The organism is Sporocytophaga myxococcoides, from assembly GCF_000775915.1.
Classification (GTDB): Bacteria; Bacteroidota; Bacteroidia; order Cytophagales; family Cytophagaceae; genus Sporocytophaga; species Sporocytophaga myxococcoides_A.
In genome coordinates this window covers 19587-37659 of the sequence record NZ_BBLT01000015.1, presented here as the reverse complement: position 1 = coordinate 37659, position 18073 = coordinate 19587, and the positions used below count along the sequence as shown (strand labels likewise).

Sequence of the window (18073 nt, the reverse complement as noted above, 5' to 3'; positions counted from 1 at the left end):
GCCGAAAGAGATTTGAGGTTATATGAAAAAGTCCTATTTTTATGCCGAAAGAGATTTGAGGTTATATGAAAAAGTCCTATTTTAAGATGAACTTTATCGTTTATAGGGATGAGTCTATTGATAAAATATAATTTTACAGAAAAAATATTGTGTTAAGGTGATTAAAAATGATAACTTAATTCCTTTAAGCAATGCAATATTTATAATTTTTGAAAGTTTAAAGGAAGAGGAAATCTGTTTGTGAAATATTTTAAAAAAAAATCTGTCTATTAAAAATTCCGATGGAAAATATTTAGGTTGGTTCTACTAGCATTAAATATTATTTGATTATCGTAACCTTATTTAGAAATGTATATTAATGTTTCTAAAATATATATTTGATTCCTTTTCCATTCTATAAGTTTAATAGGTTGTGTGGACCAGTCCGGGCCATTTTTTTTCAATTGGATTGGCAGCATCATTTTGTACATTGTGATGTAGTGGGTGTAAAATTCTTGTCATGTTAACTTTCTTAAAATTCAATTTTTATTTTTTATTATGTTAGAAATTGAGGCTTCATTTAATTTAAAAAATAAAAATTGCTATAGCGTAAATCATCTTGTAGTGATAACATCATTAACAATATCCTTAATTAAAAATAACAGTTGTATAACTAGTATTCTGTCTTTGGATTGTTTTTGAAGACAGGCACTTAGTATTTTATTGATAAAATAATATATAGCCATTAACAAAATTAAAACTAGTAATTTTTAGAGATGTAGAACATGAAAAATTTCGTTTCTAATTCATTAATAAAATTCATCATTTTATAGTGTTCCAGTCAACTACTCCAACTTTTGAACACCACTCATCATGGGTAGCTTTTAGTTGTTTTACTTTGTCTGGATATTTATTTACTAAGTTACTAATCTCTGATCTGTCAGTTTGCAAATCGTAGAGTTGCCATTCATTTTGCTCCAGCTCGTAAACTAGTTTCCAGTTTGCTACTCTTATTGCTTTGTTTCCTTCATGCTCCCAGTATAATGTATCATTTCCTGACGTGGCGCCCTTGAAGATATTAATCATACTTTTGCCTTCCAGTTGTTTCAGGTGGATTCCATTAAATGTCTGTGGGTATTTTATTTTTGCTAATTCTATGCATGTAGGTAAGATATTAATTATATGACCTGTTGAATGATTAATTTGTCCTGGTTTAATTACTCCTGGAAAATATGCTATAAATGGAGTTGAAATACCTCCTTCATGCATGTTCTTTTTAAACATGGAAAATGGTGTATTGCTTGCATTGCCCCAGTTTTTTTGATAACTGTCAATATAGTCACCTGTTCCGGGGATTCCGCTTCTCTGAATTACGAACTTATCTTTTTGTACTTCGTCTCCGCTGCCTCCATTATCTGATAAGAATATAATCAACGTGTTCTTATCTTCACCAGTCTCCTGGAGTTTTTGAAGAATTTCTCCGATTCCTTTGTCCATTCTATAAATCATTGCAGCATATATGGACATGCGTAAGTCCCATAAATTTCTATCATTTTCATTGACATTATTCCATTGGGGAACTTTGTAATACCGAGAAGTAAGTTTTGTTTTCTTGTTGAAGATCTTTTCCTTGATTTGTTTTTTTAATCTATGTTCTCTAATAGAATCCCAGCCAATCAAGTATTTGCCTCTGAATAATTGGATGTCTTCTTCAAGAGCCTGTATCGGCCAGTGAGGAGCTGTGTATGTAAGGTATAAGAAGAAGGGATTTTTGTTATTCTTTTGTTCGTCTATTGTATTTAAAGCAAAGTCAGTAATGTTTTGTGTGAGGTAATATGTGGTATCTCTATTTATCACATGGCCATTCTGCATAAACATGACAGTTCTTCCATCATTATACAACGGTCCGTTTTTAAAATAACTGCTTCCGTTATTCAACATACAGAATGACTTGTCAAAGCCTCTGTTATGTGCAAGGGCAGATGGGGATGTACCAACATGCCATTTTCCTGAGGTGATAGTATGATAACCTGCCTGTTTCAATAGCTGAGCTATTGTAATGCAGCTATCACTTAGAAAACCCTGGTAAGCATAAGACCCTTTATTTTGAAGCATATCACCGATTCCTGCTTGATGAGGATAAAGGCCGGTAAGGATAGATGCTCGAGATGGACAACAACGGCCTGCATTGTAAAAGTTAGTCATGCGTAATCCTTGATGGGCTAGTTTATCCAGATTGGGTGTGTGGATTTCAGAACCATAGCAACCAAGATCAGAAAATCCCATATCATCAGCAAGTATAATAATGATGTTGGGCCTGCTGTCAGTTGCAGCATTTGTAGTTGTGTTTTCTATAAATTTAACAGATGTACATAGCATCAATAATACTAATAATGGTACTATCAGGAAGCCCCTATTCATAATAATTATATGTTTTCAAAAGTCTAAATTTCAAATCTAAACTAATGAGTGTTATCAAAGGATTTATCGAGGTAAATAATTTTTATCATGCCAATAATGCTTTATGAGGAGGAAGGTTTCAAATGCTTAAATTGAGATCTTTTAATTGTAGTTTTGTTACTTGGTTTCTGGTTGATTTATTCGTTTGAAAAATATTTTTCAATTCAGAGGCGGGAAACGCTTTAACCTCGATGAAATGAAATTCTGCAATTCTGTTTTTCTTTTGAATTTCTTCATTGTTTTCAATTGGTACGTGCTTTGTTTTGCCTAGACCGTAGCATTTGATCCATTAAGGATTTACACCTTTTGAAAACGAGATATTACTTAACAGCCTCAGTTTTGTTAGCAGATAAGTTGCTGTATTCCAGAGGGCCGTTGTATGTTTGTTAGTTTTTATTTCCAGTCAGGTAGATTCTACAGTGTTAATGCTAATATGAATAACTTTTAAATATTTTATTTAAAATAAAGTTGCTAAGGGTATGATTAAGGGTATTAGAGTTGTTCGTAAGGTTGCTCATTACAAAACTTTTACAGTAACTAATAGTTGGAGATAATAGGATGAAATTTTCCATGTTAAAATTTAGAAAGATTCGTAAAAAGTATATGCAAGATCTTATACTTAAGATAATCTATATCTGTGCCATGGCATGGCTTCTGTCGATGGTGGAAATGTAAGGTGAATTGTTCTGTGACAATCTTTTATCAGTTCTCAAAAGAGCTTATTGTTTCAGAGAGTTTTATTACTTAATCTTTTTATTTAGTATCTGAAATGTGAAGAGTTTATTAATTGGTGTCCTTTCGTTGACAGGGAAAGCTCCCTTCCCAGTCAAATTACAATCTTAGGTTAGCATTGTTTATATCCCCGGATGTCTTCTGAGAGATCTGGGGATATTACTTAAAAGTTATTTCAAATTAAGATTCAAAATAGTGACACCTTCACTGCTATCTGTGCTCAATGCTATATCTCTGCTCCAGGTTGCAATATATGTCCAGTCGGAATCTTCAACCCAGGAGATTGTATCGAAACTAGTAGCTTTTTTTTGAATTTTTCTTACATACAAATCTACATTGTCCTTTATCCACATGTCATCACCTCGAATGTGCAGCTGGATGGTCAAGTGCCCATTTAATCCATTTGAGAATTCGAATCCATAACCAGGATAGGGCATTAGATCTTGACCGATACCTGAGGGAAGCTCAGGAGTTTTATCATTCCTCCTTGGTAACTTTGTCGGACCCATGTAATCATAGTTACGTATAGCACCACGTTCCAGATCATCTTCAGTTGGATAATCAAGGTTCAGCAAACGAAGTTGTGAACCGTCTCTCAAAACTGAAGCTTGAACGAGACTATCAGTTCCTGCATATTAAGAATTCGCTGTTTCTATTACTAGTCTAATTGAACCTATCCACATATTATCTATTTTTTAAGTTAATTAAGAACTAAGTCATGTTTAACCGGGCCTACTTTGAATAGTTTAAGATTAAATAATCCTTTTACAATTTCTATTTGAGGGTAATATAAGAACGTATGAATATTTCTTTATCGAAGATGATCTGTTTTTGGCAAGGGTGAAAAGATTTATATCGTTCTATAGTATTAAAAGCACGATTAAAACAGGTGTAAAGAAAATTCTTCAAAGCTTCCTAAAAGAATATATCTGTAAACGTATTATGTTATAACCTTTATTAAAATATTTTTCATTTGAACATTTATAAAATTTCGGGTTATGTTAATTAATTAAACTGATATCATGAAAAAAAATAAAATTTACTTACAGGATTATTTTGCTATAAAGGTACGCACTGCGAAAATATTAAGTATGCTTTTATTCTTAGCATTAGTTTCATCAATGGGTTGTAAAAAGGATGATGATGATGACAATGCTCCTCCTCAACAGGTTCAGACTTTATCGGTTACAGATTCAGTATTTATAAAAAATGCTTCTTTGTCTAATATTGCAGAAATTGATTTGGGGCAATTAGCTGCTTCAAAGGCTACAGACGATAGCATTAGGGCCTTTGGGGCATTTATGGTTAATGAACATACTCTGGCACAAAATGACCTGAATGCACTTGCTTTACAAAAGAACGTATCCATCCCTCAGGAGCCAGATTCACTTCATAAGGCTATAAAACAACAACTTCAGGTTTTAAACGGATATAAGTTTGATAGCTTGTATATTTCTACACAAGTTGTAGATCATCAAAAGGCACAGCAAATTTTTAATACTGAAATTAATTCTGGGCAAGATCAGGATGTGATTAATTATGCTAATAAGTATTTGCCTCATATCAATGAACATTTGCAAAAGGCCACCCAATTAAAATCAAAGATTGTAAAGTAGGTTAATTCCCATTAGAATTCATTTCTTTAGCGATGATTTATTTAGTTATAGGATCACTTTGTAATTATAATAATATAGATTAAAGACTCAATGATGGGAAATTTATAGGGCTTAAAATAAATAAGTAACAGTTTGGCCCATTCTTTTTAAATATTTATTTCTAACCATAACCATATAAGTATGTTCCACCACATTAAAGATTTACAGTTTAATGCAAGAGTATCTAAGGCTGATCCTCAATTTGCCACACTTCTTTTAGAACAATTCGGAGGTGCAAATGGAGAACTTAAAGCAGCAATGCAATATTTTGTCCAGGCATTTTCTGTCAGACAAGCTTATCCTGAAAAATATGATATGTTGATGGATATTGCTACAGAAGAGTTAAGTCATTTGGAAATTGTAGGTGCTACTATTCAAATGTTACTTAATGGTGTAAATGGTCAATTGAAAGAAGCTGCTGACAAATCAGAAATTATGGAGATGCTTTTAGGTAAATCTGCAAAGGAAAATCTTATGCATCAGGCTACAACAGCGCCTCAGTTTGGAGTACTCACAGGTGGAGGACCTGCTGTTACAAATTGTCAGGGGGTACCCTGGTCGGGTGCTTTTGTCGAATCTAATGGTGATCTTACTGTCGACCTACGTTCAGATATCGCTGCAGAATCAAGAGCAAAAATTGTATATGAATATCTGATGCAGTTTACTGATGATCCTTATGTGAAAGAAACGCTTAAATTTTTAATGACAAGAGAAATTGCACATATGCAGATGTTTGAAGCAGCCCTTGAAACAATCAAGCCAAACTTTCCTCCAGGAGTTTTACAAGGTGATCCGAGATTTAGTAATGTTTATTTTAATATGTCAAATGGAGCTACAGTCAAAGGCCCCTGGAATGAAGGAAAATCCACTGGGCTTGGTGAAACCTGGCAGTATATTGAAGACCCTGCAAAGCATGTTAATGAGACAGAGGGGTTACTTAAACAAACAATAAAAGGTACAGATGCTACTCAGGCATCTGTTGAAATAGTAAGTAAAGAATTGGGTAAGAAGAGAAGCCATGAAATCAGACAAGCAGTTCCAAAGGGAGAAAATCAATGGAGTACGTACAAAAAAGATAAACCTTCAAGTCAGAATAAGTTGTAGTATTGATTCACTATTTGTTTTGTTTATCCCCAAAGCCAATTAAAATCAAAGTTGGTTTTGGGGATATTATTATTGAAATTCTCAATAGTATCAATTGTCTTGGTTGTCTCAGGGAATTGTGATGTTGAGGTAATATGCTATTCTTTATTAAAGTTGATTTTGTTTTTTTTTCCTGTTAGAACTATTATTCTTTTTGAACATAAATAAAGTTTGGGGTTATGTAGATAATAATTCAATATCTATGAAAAAGAATAAACTTCACTTAAAGAATTATCCTATATTAGGATTTAATTCACTTCGAAAAATAAGTGTATTTTTAATCTTAGTAGTAATCTCGTTATTTGGCTGCAAGGATGATGATGATGATAATGCTCCTCCACCTCAGCAAGTTCAAACATTATCAGTTACAGATACTGCTTTTATGCGAAAAGCTACTTTGTTTAATCTGGCAGAAATAAATTTAGGCCGAATGGCCCTAGCCAGTGCTTCTACAGACAGTATTAGAATTTTCGGAGCATCTATGGTTAATGAGAGGACTCTTGCTCAAACTGAACTTAATACTATTGCCTTGCAAAATAATGTCTTGCTTCCTCAGGTACCTGATTCTTTACATAGGGCTATGGAGCAACAGTTGCAATTTATGACCGGATCAGGATTTGATGACTTACTTATCTCAACGATAATAACGGATCATCAGAATGCCAGGGAATTTTTTACCACAGAAATTAATTCCGGAGATAGTCAGGAAATAAAGAATTATGCCAGTAAATATTTGCCCCTTATAGATGAAGAGTTGGTGACCGCTTTGAGGTTACAGGGGCAAATTGTCAGATAATTTAATTGCTGTACTATAGGTAAGGTTTTAATTTATTATGGCAAAAGCTATCTGGGATCAGTTCCTGCTTTTGTTTATTAAGTTTCTTAAAAAAATCTCTATATGAATGTAGCTTTTATTGGCCTTGGAATTATGGGAAGTCGCATGGCGATGAATTTAATTAAGGGAGGTAATGAATTATCAGTTTGGAATAGGAGTATCGAAAAGGCTGAAGCATTACAAAGAGCTGGAGCTAAGGTATGCACTTCTGTTTCTGAGGTTGTAAGAGATGCAGATGTCTTGATCACGATGCTATCTTCACCTGAGGTAATTGAAAAAATTAGCTTAGGAAAAGATGGGATTATGATGAATGCAAAGAAAAATGCTTTATGGATAAATACGAGCACAGTAAACCCCTCTTTTGCTGAAGAGTTGGCTGCCCAAACAAAAGAAGTTAGTCTAAGATATCTTGATTCACCAGTTTCAGGTTCTATGGTTGTTGCAGAAAAAGGGGAATTGATATTTTTAGTAGGTGGAGAAACTAAAGATCTTGAAGAAGCACGGATATTGCTAACAACTATGGGGAAGTCTATTAATCATCTTGGTAAAGTTGGGGATGGATCAAAAATGAAAATGGTTATTAATTTAATGTTAGCCCAATCCATGATTGCATTCTCAGAGGCTGTCAGTTTAGGAGTGGCTTCTGGTTTGAATGAGGGTACAGTGTTAAATATTCTTTCAGAGAGTCCTGTGAGTTCTCCTTTTTTGAAACTTAAAAAAGGCAAGTTTGAATCTAAAAAATTTGATGCTGAATTTTCTATAAAGTGGGCTCATAAAGACCTTTACTTAATTCTTCAGACCGCATATGAAAATAATATTTCTTTGCCTGTTTCTGCTATCACAAAAGAGGTTTATGGAATGGCTAAACAAGAAGGGCAGGGGGATAAAGATATTTCTGCAATTTATCAATATCTTTTGAGTAAGAACTTTTAGAAAGTTGTATTGAATAGATAGTTGTTATCTCTTTCTCTTGGTATATCTTTATAATTGATTACGTTTTAGGGCGACTTAATAGTATGAGTAATACTATCACAATTTATGAATATATATAATGATATACTCTGTTGATTTAGTAAAAGGCTGTTTTTAAAACTGGTGCTTTAGTACAAAACTCCCAAGTTGATCCAGGGGGAGTATTTTCTCTACAGCATTCAATTTGATTGCTTCCTTTGGCATACCAAAAACAACGCAGCTTTTTTCATCTTGAGCCCAATGTTAAAGCTCCGGCTTCTTTCATCTCCAGTAATCCTTTGGATTCGTCCGAACCCCATGCCGGTCATAATAATGCCGATGCTGTTTTTGCCAGCATTCATTGCTGTTGATCTAAACAGTGTATCTACAGAAGGCTTGTGTCTGTTCACCAGTGGGCCGTCTTTTAGTTCCACATAATATCTTGCGCCGCTTCTCTTAAGTATCATGTGTTTATTCCCAGGAGCAATCAAAGCCCTGCCTCGGATAACACCATCTCCGTTTTCGGCTTCTTTTACATCTATTTTACATAGGCTGTTGAGCTTGGTAGCAAATGACTTAGTGAAAAGCTCAGGCATGTGTTGAATGATGATAATTCCAGAAGAATCAGCTGGGAAGCATTCTAAAAAGGTTCTTATGGCTTCGGTTCCGCCTGTAGAGGCACCAACAGCAATTACTTTTTCTGTAGTTTTAAGACGACTGTTTGATGTTTGGATTTTATCTATAGTATTGGAAATAGCGATCTCAGTATGATATATTTTTTTTCTGAGTACTTTTGATTTAGCTGCAGCTTTGATCACCTCACAGATTCTGGTTTTGTATTCTTCAAAAAATCTTCTTGAGTTTAGCTGAGGCTTATGTAAAACTTCTACAGCTCCTGATTCAAGCGCTTTTATTGCGTTTTCTGTGCCAGCCTGAGTAAGGCTTGAGATAATTACAACTGGAATAGGATGTTGAGACATAATTTTTTTAAGAAATGTAAGTCCATCCATTCTTGGCATTTCAATATCGAGAGTATTACATCAGGAATTTCTTCTGCAATTTTTGAAACGGCAAAATAAGGATCTCCTGCAGTTGCCAGCACTTCCAGTTCAGGGTCGGACTCAATAATCTCTTTAGGACCTGTCTGATTACAGCTGAATCATCAACAATCAGTACTCTTGTTTTTTTCATTATCTTAATTTTCGGATTACTTTAATTGGCTTTACATGTACGTTACCTGTGGCTGTATAAAAAACGATCTTTTGGGCAAAGGGAGTTCCGACACAAGACTTTATAATAGGGATTTCATATTCGTGTAATATTCGTTTTGCCAAAGCAATATTCCTTAATCCTACATTGAATTGAGGAAGTAAATTTTTATTCATGACCCTCCAAAGATTTTTGTCTGTAAGCCTGAAGGTTTTGCACCCATACGAATCATTCTCTGAATGAGTTCAGGTACTGCGTAAATCCCATATTGACCGGTTCTTGAAAATCTCGTACTATCTGGTAATACGAAATGGTTGATGCCGCCTGTTTTCAGTTCTGGATCAAAAAGATAAACTGAAACGCAACTTCCTAGAATAGTTATAACCTCTGTCGGCTCTTTACTCACTTTGATTTCTTCCGGACACAGGTATTTCTCGTACATACCTAAATCTTTCTGAATACCGTTGGCTTGACCTGAATCAAAGGCAGGTCCATATTTGTAAGCGATTCAGAATGTCCTATAAAGAGAAAACCTCCAATCTTCAGTTTAGCGCAAAGTTTTTTTATTACATTTTCCTGGGTGCGATTATCAAAATAAATAAGAACATTTCTGCAAAAGATGATGTCAAAATTATTGGGTAAATCAAAACTTTCATCCATGAAATTCAACCTTATAAAATTTGTTTTTCCTCTCAGTTCCGGTATAATTCTGACAGTTTTATCGGTAGTGCTTTTGCTTTTTAAAAAGTATTTCCTTTTGATTGCTAAAGGAATAATCATTGTTCTCTCTTCGGGATAAACTGCTAAAGCTGCTTTTTCCAGAACTTGAGAGCAGATATCCGAGCCAGTAACAGAATAATCAATCCCAGGCCAATATTCTCTTAATTCTTCAAGTACCATGCATGTAGTATATACTTCTTCTCCTGTAGAGCATCCTGCACTCCAAATAGATATCTTGTTGATTTTTGTTTCTTTATACTGAGGAAATATATGATCACGTATAAAATCAAAATGCATTGCCTCTCTGAAGAAGTCAGTTTTATTGGTTGTAACTACATCGATCATATGAATGAGCTCTTGCCTTTTCCCGGTTTCACTGAATAAGAAATCACAATACTCTTCATAGGATTTCATATTCAGGTGTCTGAGCCTCTTATTGAGGCGGCTTTCCAGAAGTATTTTTTTTTCAGGAGGCATTTTTATACCGCAGTATGCATTTATGAATTCGCTTAATTTCCTGAAAACCTTTGAGGACATGGTTGTCCTGAAACTTTGATCATGTTCAAGGCCTTTACTCACTAATTGCATCTTTTTATTTTTATTCAGTCAAAAAAGAATTTTCATTATAAATATGAATTGTTGTCATACGCCTGCTTTGTTTAATTTTATAATAGTGGATGAACAAAGAAACAAACAGTATGACAACAATCAGAGGCTATTTCTTAATTAGAATTTTTCGTATTCCTTATCAAGTGAATCGCTTTCTTTCTTCAGATTTATTATAAAACCATTGTTACTTTTGTTTTTCACGTTTGAAGGATGATTGTTTGTTGCAACCCTATTGACAGTTGTTTTTTTTCTCCTTTGACCATTGGTATGAGTGTCTATTCTGAAAAAAGCAATTGTGTCTTGTAATTGTTCTGCCTGGCTTGCAAGTTCTTCTGCGCTTGCTGCCATTTCTTCAGAGGTAGCGGCATTTTGTTGAATGATCTGATTGAGCATTTGTAAAGCTGTATTTACCTGATCAGCTCCTGAGGTCTGTTCAATACCAGCTGCACTAATTTCTTGTACGAGTCTTGATGTTTTTTGAATATGAGGTACAATTTCTTCAAGGATTTTACCGGAACGTTCAGCAATCGATACACTTGAGAATGATAAAGAATTGATTTCATTTGCAGCTATCTGACTTCTTTCTGCAAGCTTTCTTACTTCCGCTGCAACAACCGCAAATCCTTTTCCATGTTCGCCTGCTCTTGCAGCCTCCACCGCAGCGTTCAGAGCAAGTAAATTGGTCTGACGTGCTATTTCTTCTATGATGGAAATCTTTTTTGCTATATCTTTCATAGAACCTACTGTCTGATTTACTACAGTACTTCCTTCCTGGATATCGTCAGCTGCTTTCAACGCTATCTTTTCTGTCTGCTGAGCATTTTCATTGTTCTGCTGAATATTAGCTGCCATTTCTTCCATTGATGAAGATACTTCTTCTGCAGAGGCTGCCTGTTCATTTGCTCCCTGTGACATCTGTTGAGATGAAGCACTCATCTGCTGGCTTGCTGAAGCAATTTGTTCAGTTGCATTATGTACGTTTCCAATAATCTCTTTTAATTTGGAAATCATTCCTTTAAGATATTCAAGGACTTCACCGATCTCATCTTTATTATTGCTATCGATCTGTATCAAAAGATTACCTTCAGAAACCTCTTTAACAGCAAGTTTTGCTTTTGACAGAGAATTTATAATTGAAGAGATAATCCAGAATGATACCCCTATGGCACATATTACTGCAACAATCAGAGAAATGATCATGTTTTTTTGGGATTCAGCATAAAGTTCTGCATTCTCTTTTGCGGCAAGTGAAAGTTCTCCTTCATTTTTCTTTACTATTCTGTAAATAATGGCTCTACACTCTACAAATAAAGGAGTCAGTTTGCTGTCGGATAGGTTTGAAGAAGCAGCCTTCGATGAATCAGTATTAATGTCAACTGCAAGCCGCTTGAAGTCATCAAAAGCATCCAGATACTCATTCCACTTAGCATCATAACTGTCAAGAATTTCTTGCCCTTTAGAATCTGCTAAGGATCTAAGGTCTGCAAATCTACTTTTCATTTCGACTTGCCTGTCAATGATTTCCTGATGGATTTTTGTGAGTTCTGCACGATCTCTCGAAATGATAAGTGCTTTTTCCCTCTTTCCAATAAATTGGAGGTCTTCACTTACTTTTAATGCATGTGCAAGCCTTTTCGCGTTTATTTCTACTATGGTGGTTACACTTTTATTGAGTTCAAAAGCAACGGAATTTCCTATATAAAACATGTATGCAGCAATAGCAATCAGAATTGAGAAAGCTAAAATCAGCCTTCCTTTTATTGTTAAGTTCATTATTTTTCTATTTATAGGTTCGTGGTTAGTTTTATATTTTAAAAATTAGCTGATTAAAGAATCTTTGACAATAATCAGTTCATCTGCTGAAAAGACTTTGTCTATATTAAGCAGCATTATAAATTCGTCATGATACTTAGACATGCCATCTAGAAACTCTGCTTTGTATTTACTTCCGATACTTGGAGAAGGCTGAATTTGTGATTCTTGAATTTCAAGTACTTCCTGTACTGAGTCTACCATAGCTCCAACTATAATGCTCTCAGAATTTATCTCAACATTAATTACTATAATGCAGGTATTTACAGTACATTCTGTTTTGGGTAATCCGAATTTAATTCTTGTGTCAATAACAGGTAGTACATTTCCTCGAAGATTAATAACTCCTGTCATGTAATCAGGAGATTTGGGAACCCTTGTTATATGTGGGACTTCAAGTATTTCCAGAACCTTTCCGACATTAGCCGCAAAGGATTCTTTACCAAGCTTGAAGGTCAAATAGGAATGGATGTTGTCATTTATGTCCTCCTTCATACTGTAATTATCATTTTTGAATCAGAATATTCTTTAATTATTTTATTTGTGTCCAGGACCAAAGCAACAGTGCCGTCACCAAGAATGCTTGCTCCTGAAATGATCTCGATGTTTTTATAGAGTTTACCAAGTGGTTTTAGCACTGCTTGATATTGGCCGACAATGGCATCAATGGTAAGACCTATTTTTTTATCATCAGATTTTATCATTACTATCTGATGAAGGGTGGGTGGGGTAGAGGTATCGCAAAATTCTGTACGAAGATTAATAAAGGGTTGTCTTTCTCCATCAAGAACTAACAAATCATCAAAAGCATCTTCAATAAACTCTTGGGTTACTTCAAAGCATTTCTCAATTACACCTAAAGGAATAATATAATGAGTGTCAGAAATTCTTACCAGTAGTCCATCAATGATTGAAAGCGTCAAAGGAAGTTTTATGGTAAGGGTTGTACCTTTTCCTGGCCTGGAAATTAAATCTACTTCTCCTCTTAAGTCAGAGATCTGTCTTTTTACAACATCCATACCTACTCCTCTTCCTGAGATTTCTGTAACTTTTTCTGCAGTTGAAAAACCTGGAAGGAAAATCAGATTTAAAATTTCCTTTTCTGTAAGGGAGGAATCTTTAGGAATAATATTTTTTTCTTCTGCCTTTTTTTTAACCCTTGTGAAGTCTATCCCTTTACCATCATCTGTTATTTGAATATTGACATTTGAGCCTGTATAGAATGCTTTGAGCAGTATAGTGCCCTGAGCCTGTTTTCCGTTAGCAATCCTTTCTTCCTTTGATTCGATTCCATGATCAAGGCAGTTACGAAGAATGTGTAATATCGGATCAGACAGATTTTCTATTATGTTTTTGTCCAGCTCTGTATCAGTGCCTTCTGTAATGAATTTAACATTTTTATTTAGCTGAGTTGAAAGATCCCTTATGAGTCTTTGAAATCTGACGACTATAGTTTCAAATGGTACAAGACAAATAGAAAAACTATTGTCTCTTATTCTCCTTGTTATCTTTTCAATACTCTCTGTTATTTCCGATACTTTATTGTCAGTAGTATTTTGCGTGAGAACATTAAGTCTTGCCTGGGCTGTTACCAGTTCGCTGACGAGGCTCATCATTTCATCTACCTTATTGGAAGAAACTCTTATGGAAGAAATAGCACTTTCCATCTTGCTGCTATTTCTTGATAAGTCATTCTCCTGTATAGGTTCTTCAGGTGATATAATACTATATTTATCAAGCAGAGTTTTTATAGAAACACCTATATTATCGGACAAAGAGGCTTTCTTAAGGTCATCGGAAAACTTTGGTGAGTTTATTAGATTTTTTTCGCTTATCTTCTCTACCACAACTTCTGATTGAGCATCGGCAAATAGGAATATATCCCGGATATCATCTTCATTTTTTGTGTAAATAAAATTGTACCATGTAACATAGCATGCCTGTGGATCCAATTCCGGCAATTCAGGTACATCTGATAAATCAGCAATAGTAAGAATGATTCCGAGTTGAGATAAATCATCAATGAAGTACAATGGATTATTCCCTGAACGGAATATATCTTTTGCAGGTTTAAACTTTACATACCATGTTGAGGCACCTTCCTGAGATATATTAACTTTTGGCTCTTCATTTGCACTATTGGTTGTATTGGATATAGAAGAAAGCTCTTTTATTGCTTTCATCATGTTATTATGGTTTACTTTATTTGAAGCCTCTTCAAGGTTTTCGTCTTTAAGGATACTTCTCAAATGATCCACAGATGAAAGCGTAACAGAGATGATCTGAGAAGATAATTCTAGTTCATCTTTTCTTATATCGTCATATATGTTTTCAAGATAATGGGTAAATTCACTGACTGCCTCAAACCCAAACATGGAGCTGTTTCCCTTCAGAGTATGCATAACTCTGAATATCTCTTCAACATGAGTGCTAATGGCATCTTCATTTTCAATTTTGAGTAAAATTTTCTCCAGTTGTTCAAGCAGATCACTTGCTTCTTCCAGAAATTTCCTTCGAAACTGATCCATGATAATTTATCTGATTACTTTTTGAATAGTAGCTAATAACTTTTCAGGCACAAATGGTTTTACTATCCATCCTGTGGCACCTGCGGCTTTTGCCTCATCTTTTTTATTTTGCTGGGATTCTGTTGTTAAAAAAATAATCGGAACATGTTGATATACAGGATTAGATCTGATGTTTTTTATCAATTCTATTCCATCTATATTAGGCATGTGAAGGTCTGTTACAATGAGGTCTATTGGACTGCCATCAAGATACTTCATTGCATCTTTTCCATCAGATCCTGCCAGAACTTTATATCCGGCATTTACCAGAGTATAACTAACAACTTCCCTCATGCTTTCGGAATCATCTACGATTAGTATTGTTTTTGTCATATATTAGATCAACTAGGAATTACTTAAGATATTTTTAAAGCCACTTTTATCCATTAATAAAAAAAGGTCTTTAGGAAGATTTGCAATAGTTGTGAGTTCTTTGCCTTCTTTTAAAATTGTTCTTTTTAACGAATATAAAATCTGTACCATTGTAAGATCTATGTTTTCAATATTATTGAGATGAATAGTTGTTTTTTTTGAAGTTGCAATTACACTTAAAATTTTTTTATAGATACTTTCTGAATTGCTTACAGTAAGGTTGCCACTAAGCATAATCTCTTTGTTGTTTTTCTTTTCGTTTATCTTTATAGTAAAACTTTTCATAGAGTGTTAAAAAAAAATGTCGTTATCATTGTTGAATGTGATTCTGTATTTCTCCTGCATATCAGGAATGCAGGAGTATAATATTTCTCTTTCGGATTGCATGGTGTAAATGGATTGTACTTTCATCGCAGCCTGATCAATAGATTGGCCTGAATCTGATACTTCAAAATTTATAGATGTCATCACTTTCAGATTTTGCTTTATCTCAGAAACCAATGTTGCTATCTTGAGAGAATTCTTAAATGGAATAAAAGGGCTTAAGGTATTAGAGTTTTTTAATCTGTTTTGCTTCTCAAATTTGTCAAGATCTTTTCTAAGGATGGAACAAATAGAAATATATTCATTATAAGCATCTTCAAGTTGTCTGATATTCACTTCAGTTATTTTGCCTGAATATGTTATAAGCTCTGTAGAGCCACCATTTGCATGTTCTGTATTTTTAAGTTCCTGAATGATTAATGTATTGATCATGATGATATGATCAAGGCGTTGAGAAAGTATATCCTGATATTGAAGATTCGTTGTTATGCTGCTAATGATATCATCGGAAGGTATAATTGGCTCGTGGTGGTTTTTAAAGTTATCATGGATAGAATATCCTTTAATGAATGAAACTATATTTTTAAAGTCACCGGAAATTTGTTCAATAAGAATTTTAATTTTTTTATTAACTACTTCAGTCAGTTTTATATACTGGTCTTCGTACTTGTATTGCTCTCTCATGCCTGCAGATTAAAATAACTCAACTGAAATACTTTGTACAAATGCGGTAAACAGATATTGGTTTTTATATTTTGATTTAGATATTGTAATAAGCACAGCTGATTCTTCATGGTTATTATTAAATATGTTAATTTCAGTTCTGATGTCAAGAACTTTTCTTTGTTGGCCATTTAAGTATTCCCAATGCATGTCTGAATCGGTTACCTTTAACTCCATCTTAATCAGCTCCCTGATATTTTTATTCAATACATTCTCTCTTGAAACATTCCAGATTGCTTCAGCAGATTTATTGAAGTACTCAATCTTGCCTTCCTGATCAAATGTGATGACTCCATCGACGCAACCTTCCAGTATGGATATATTTTTGTTTTTCTCTGATTCTATATCTATAATCTGTTGTCTCATCTCTTCTTTTGCTTCTTCCAGCTTTATGTGAAGATTTTCCTGCGTAGCCCTGAGCTCTTCTGTATTTTGTCTAAGCTCTTCTTCCTGTGACTGAAGATTTTTTGCTAATAGCCTGGATTCATCAAGGAGCAATCTGGTTTTTTCATTAATTCTTGCGCTTGCTATTGAAGACGCAATTGCGTCTCCGGCTTTTTCTGCAAATTCGATTTCAAAAGGTTTTAATTCCTCGAAATATGCCATTTCTATCATGCCACAAAGTGCGTCGTTACTTTTTAATGGTAGGATAAGTATAGAGCCTGGATTTGATTCTCCCAGTCCAGATGTAATTTTTATATAATCTTCCGGAATGTCAGTCAAATAAATGGTTTCCAATTCCATAGCAGCTTGCCCTATAAGGCCTTCTCCAAGATCAATATCTTCCTGAATATTTTTCTTACGATCCCATGCATAAGCAGCTTTAAGCTTCAGACGAATATCTTGTGCTTCTTCTTTTACAATATATATTTTACCCTGGTTTGCCCTTGTGTATTTTATAAGGCTGTGAAGTCCATGGGTACAAAGCTCTTCAAGATTGTCATTATGTGCTCTTAATACGTCGGAGAATTTTGCCAGTCCTTCAGTAGTCCAGGCTCTTTTTCTTTCTTCTTCACTTACATTTGATAACCTTTCAGCCATGTTTGTTAATGAATTGCCAAGTTTATCATGTTCCCCAAGAAGGCTGTACTGGTAATTGAACTTTCCTGCTCCTATATTTTCAGCAAAGACAGCAAGCTCTTTTTGATTATGTATGATAGCATTTATACACTTTGCAATTTCTCCCAGCTTTTCATTACTGTGATAATCTATTTCACAATTGATATTGCCCGTCTTTAATGTTGAGACAGATTTCAGAATTTTGTTAATTGGTTCTGAAATGGTTTTGTTGTAATTGTATATCATTATACACTGTATGGAGAGTATTAATAAAATCAATATCCAGCTGTATAAGTTAAATTTTTGTTCTATAGTATTGTTGTTCGCCTCTATCAGTTTTTCAAGATGTTCATATGCTTTTATCTCCTGTATAATAAACCTGCTGAACTCTTGTTCAGTGATTGCAGATTCTTTAAATGATTTTAATACATTGACTAATGAAGGTGAGTTACCCTGACTATAAGGATGTCTATCTAAAAATATAGAATCGTTTAGTCCTGCCAGATTAATCAATTCAAGTGCATGTTGGATGTTAACAGAATTTTTAGGATGTGTATTTTTTATAAAAGACAAAGCTTGTTTTTTTAATCTTCCGGCTGTTATCTGATCTTGTCCTATCTTTAATTGTTCATTCTTAAGCTCTTTAAGAAATCCCCAAAGGAAAAGTAGAAGAATGCTTATAACTAATGTAAATTTATACTTTAATGAAACTAGTTTATTTTCCACTTTATACAGCGATGTAAAATTTTAATGACGTAGGGGGGGGATACGAATCATTTTAATAATGGTTTTAAATTATGGTTTAAGTGAGATAAGTAATTAGCTTTATTAGCTTGAGGGGAAATTTTATTTTTGTTACGGGGTGCTTAAAAAAGAAGTACTTAAGAAGCTATAGGGCATGTGATCGTATTACTAAGATCTAG

Annotated in this window: 19 protein-coding genes; 4 read left to right on the top strand and 15 right to left on the bottom strand. The window is 34.2% G+C overall.

Going from position 1 to position 18073, the window contains the following annotated elements; all coding sequences use genetic code 11:
- Window positions 1-801: 801 nt before the first annotated feature.
- On the bottom strand, window positions 802-2400 hold the full coding sequence (locus tag MYP_RS23680) for an arylsulfatase (protein ID WP_052430474.1): 1599 nt from the start codon (window positions 2398-2400) through the stop codon (window positions 802-804).
- A 941-nt stretch (window positions 2401-3341) separates the two neighbouring features.
- On the bottom strand, window positions 3342-3770 hold the full coding sequence (locus MYP_RS23675) for a hypothetical protein (protein ID WP_156140813.1): 429 nt from the start codon (window positions 3768-3770) through the stop codon (window positions 3342-3344).
- A 423-nt stretch (window positions 3771-4193) separates the two neighbouring features.
- Between MYP_RS23675 and MYP_RS23670 the strand changes: the two genes are divergently transcribed.
- The 4 genes from MYP_RS23670 to MYP_RS23655 all read left to right on the top strand — a co-directional run bounded on the left by MYP_RS23670 (window position 4194) and on the right by MYP_RS23655 (window position 7737).
- Window positions 4194-4787, top strand: coding sequence for a DUF4142 domain-containing protein (locus tag MYP_RS23670; protein WP_045469531.1), 594 nt, complete (start codon window positions 4194-4196; stop codon window positions 4785-4787).
- Window positions 4788-4967: 180 nt separating this feature from the next.
- A complete protein-coding gene (locus tag MYP_RS23665; protein ID WP_045469527.1) occupies window positions 4968-5930 on the top strand; it encodes a manganese catalase family protein in 963 nt (320 codons plus the stop codon).
- A 241-nt stretch (window positions 5931-6171) separates the two neighbouring features.
- Window positions 6172-6765, top strand: a complete 594-nt coding sequence (locus tag MYP_RS23660; RefSeq protein ID WP_156140812.1) for a DUF4142 domain-containing protein — start codon at window positions 6172-6174, stop codon at window positions 6763-6765.
- 102 nt (window positions 6766-6867) lie between these two features.
- Complete coding sequence (locus MYP_RS23655) at window positions 6868-7737, top strand: NAD(P)-dependent oxidoreductase (protein ID WP_045469523.1); 870 nt, start codon at window positions 6868-6870, stop codon at window positions 7735-7737.
- Between the two features lie 153 nt (window positions 7738-7890).
- Here MYP_RS23655 and MYP_RS26840 read toward each other — a convergent pair whose 3' ends face one another.
- The 13 genes from MYP_RS26840 to MYP_RS25560 form a co-directional block, all read right to left on the bottom strand.
- Entirely contained in the window at window positions 7891-7980 is a 90-nt protein-coding gene (locus MYP_RS26840) for a hypothetical protein (RefSeq protein WP_262506815.1), read from the bottom strand.
- On the bottom strand, window positions 7956-8774 hold the full coding sequence (locus MYP_RS23650; RefSeq protein ID WP_231570090.1) for a chemotaxis protein CheB: 819 nt from the start codon (window positions 8772-8774) through the stop codon (window positions 7956-7958). Before MYP_RS23650 ends, MYP_RS26840 begins: the two co-directional genes overlap by 25 nt.
- A gap of 16 nt (window positions 8775-8790) precedes the next feature.
- A complete protein-coding gene (locus MYP_RS26655; protein WP_231570089.1) occupies window positions 8791-8946 on the bottom strand; it encodes a hypothetical protein in 156 nt (51 codons plus the stop codon).
- The gene (locus MYP_RS26835) at window positions 8946-9140 is read right to left on the bottom strand and encodes a hypothetical protein (protein ID WP_052430473.1); all 195 of its coding nucleotides are present in this window, start codon (window positions 9138-9140) and stop codon (window positions 8946-8948) included. The genes MYP_RS26655 and MYP_RS26835 overlap by 1 nt, the downstream gene beginning before the upstream one ends.
- Complete coding sequence (locus tag MYP_RS26830) at window positions 9137-9406, bottom strand: chemotaxis protein CheD (RefSeq protein WP_052430472.1); 270 nt, start codon at window positions 9404-9406, stop codon at window positions 9137-9139. Before MYP_RS26830 ends, MYP_RS26835 begins: the two co-directional genes overlap by 4 nt.
- A gap of 2 nt (window positions 9407-9408) precedes the next feature.
- A complete protein-coding gene (locus tag MYP_RS23640; protein ID WP_045469521.1) occupies window positions 9409-10272 on the bottom strand; it encodes a CheR family methyltransferase in 864 nt (287 codons plus the stop codon).
- A gap of 138 nt (window positions 10273-10410) precedes the next feature.
- A complete protein-coding gene (locus MYP_RS23635; RefSeq protein ID WP_045469519.1) occupies window positions 10411-12066 on the bottom strand; it encodes a methyl-accepting chemotaxis protein in 1656 nt (551 codons plus the stop codon).
- A 45-nt stretch (window positions 12067-12111) separates the two neighbouring features.
- A complete protein-coding gene (locus tag MYP_RS23630) occupies window positions 12112-12600 on the bottom strand; it encodes a chemotaxis protein CheW (protein ID WP_045469517.1) in 489 nt (162 codons plus the stop codon).
- The gene (locus tag MYP_RS23625; protein WP_052430470.1) at window positions 12597-14633 is read right to left on the bottom strand and encodes a chemotaxis protein CheA; all 2037 of its coding nucleotides are present in this window, start codon (window positions 14631-14633) and stop codon (window positions 12597-12599) included. The genes MYP_RS23630 and MYP_RS23625 overlap by 4 nt, the downstream gene beginning before the upstream one ends.
- A gap of 6 nt (window positions 14634-14639) precedes the next feature.
- Complete coding sequence (locus MYP_RS23620; RefSeq protein WP_045469513.1) at window positions 14640-15005, bottom strand: response regulator; 366 nt, start codon at window positions 15003-15005, stop codon at window positions 14640-14642.
- A gap of 12 nt (window positions 15006-15017) precedes the next feature.
- On the bottom strand, window positions 15018-15329 hold the full coding sequence (locus tag MYP_RS23615; protein WP_045469509.1) for an STAS domain-containing protein: 312 nt from the start codon (window positions 15327-15329) through the stop codon (window positions 15018-15020).
- 6 nt (window positions 15330-15335) lie between these two features.
- Window positions 15336-16052 (bottom strand): hypothetical protein, encoded by a 717-nt coding sequence (locus MYP_RS23610; RefSeq protein ID WP_045469506.1) that lies wholly within the window; start codon window positions 16050-16052, stop codon window positions 15336-15338.
- Window positions 16053-16061: 9 nt separating this feature from the next.
- Window positions 16062-17876 carry a GAF domain-containing protein gene (locus tag MYP_RS25560; RefSeq protein ID WP_052430469.1) on the bottom strand — a complete coding sequence of 605 codons (1815 nt, stop codon included), beginning with the start codon at window positions 17874-17876 and terminating at the stop codon, window positions 16062-16064.
- Window positions 17877-18073 lie beyond the last annotated feature (197 nt).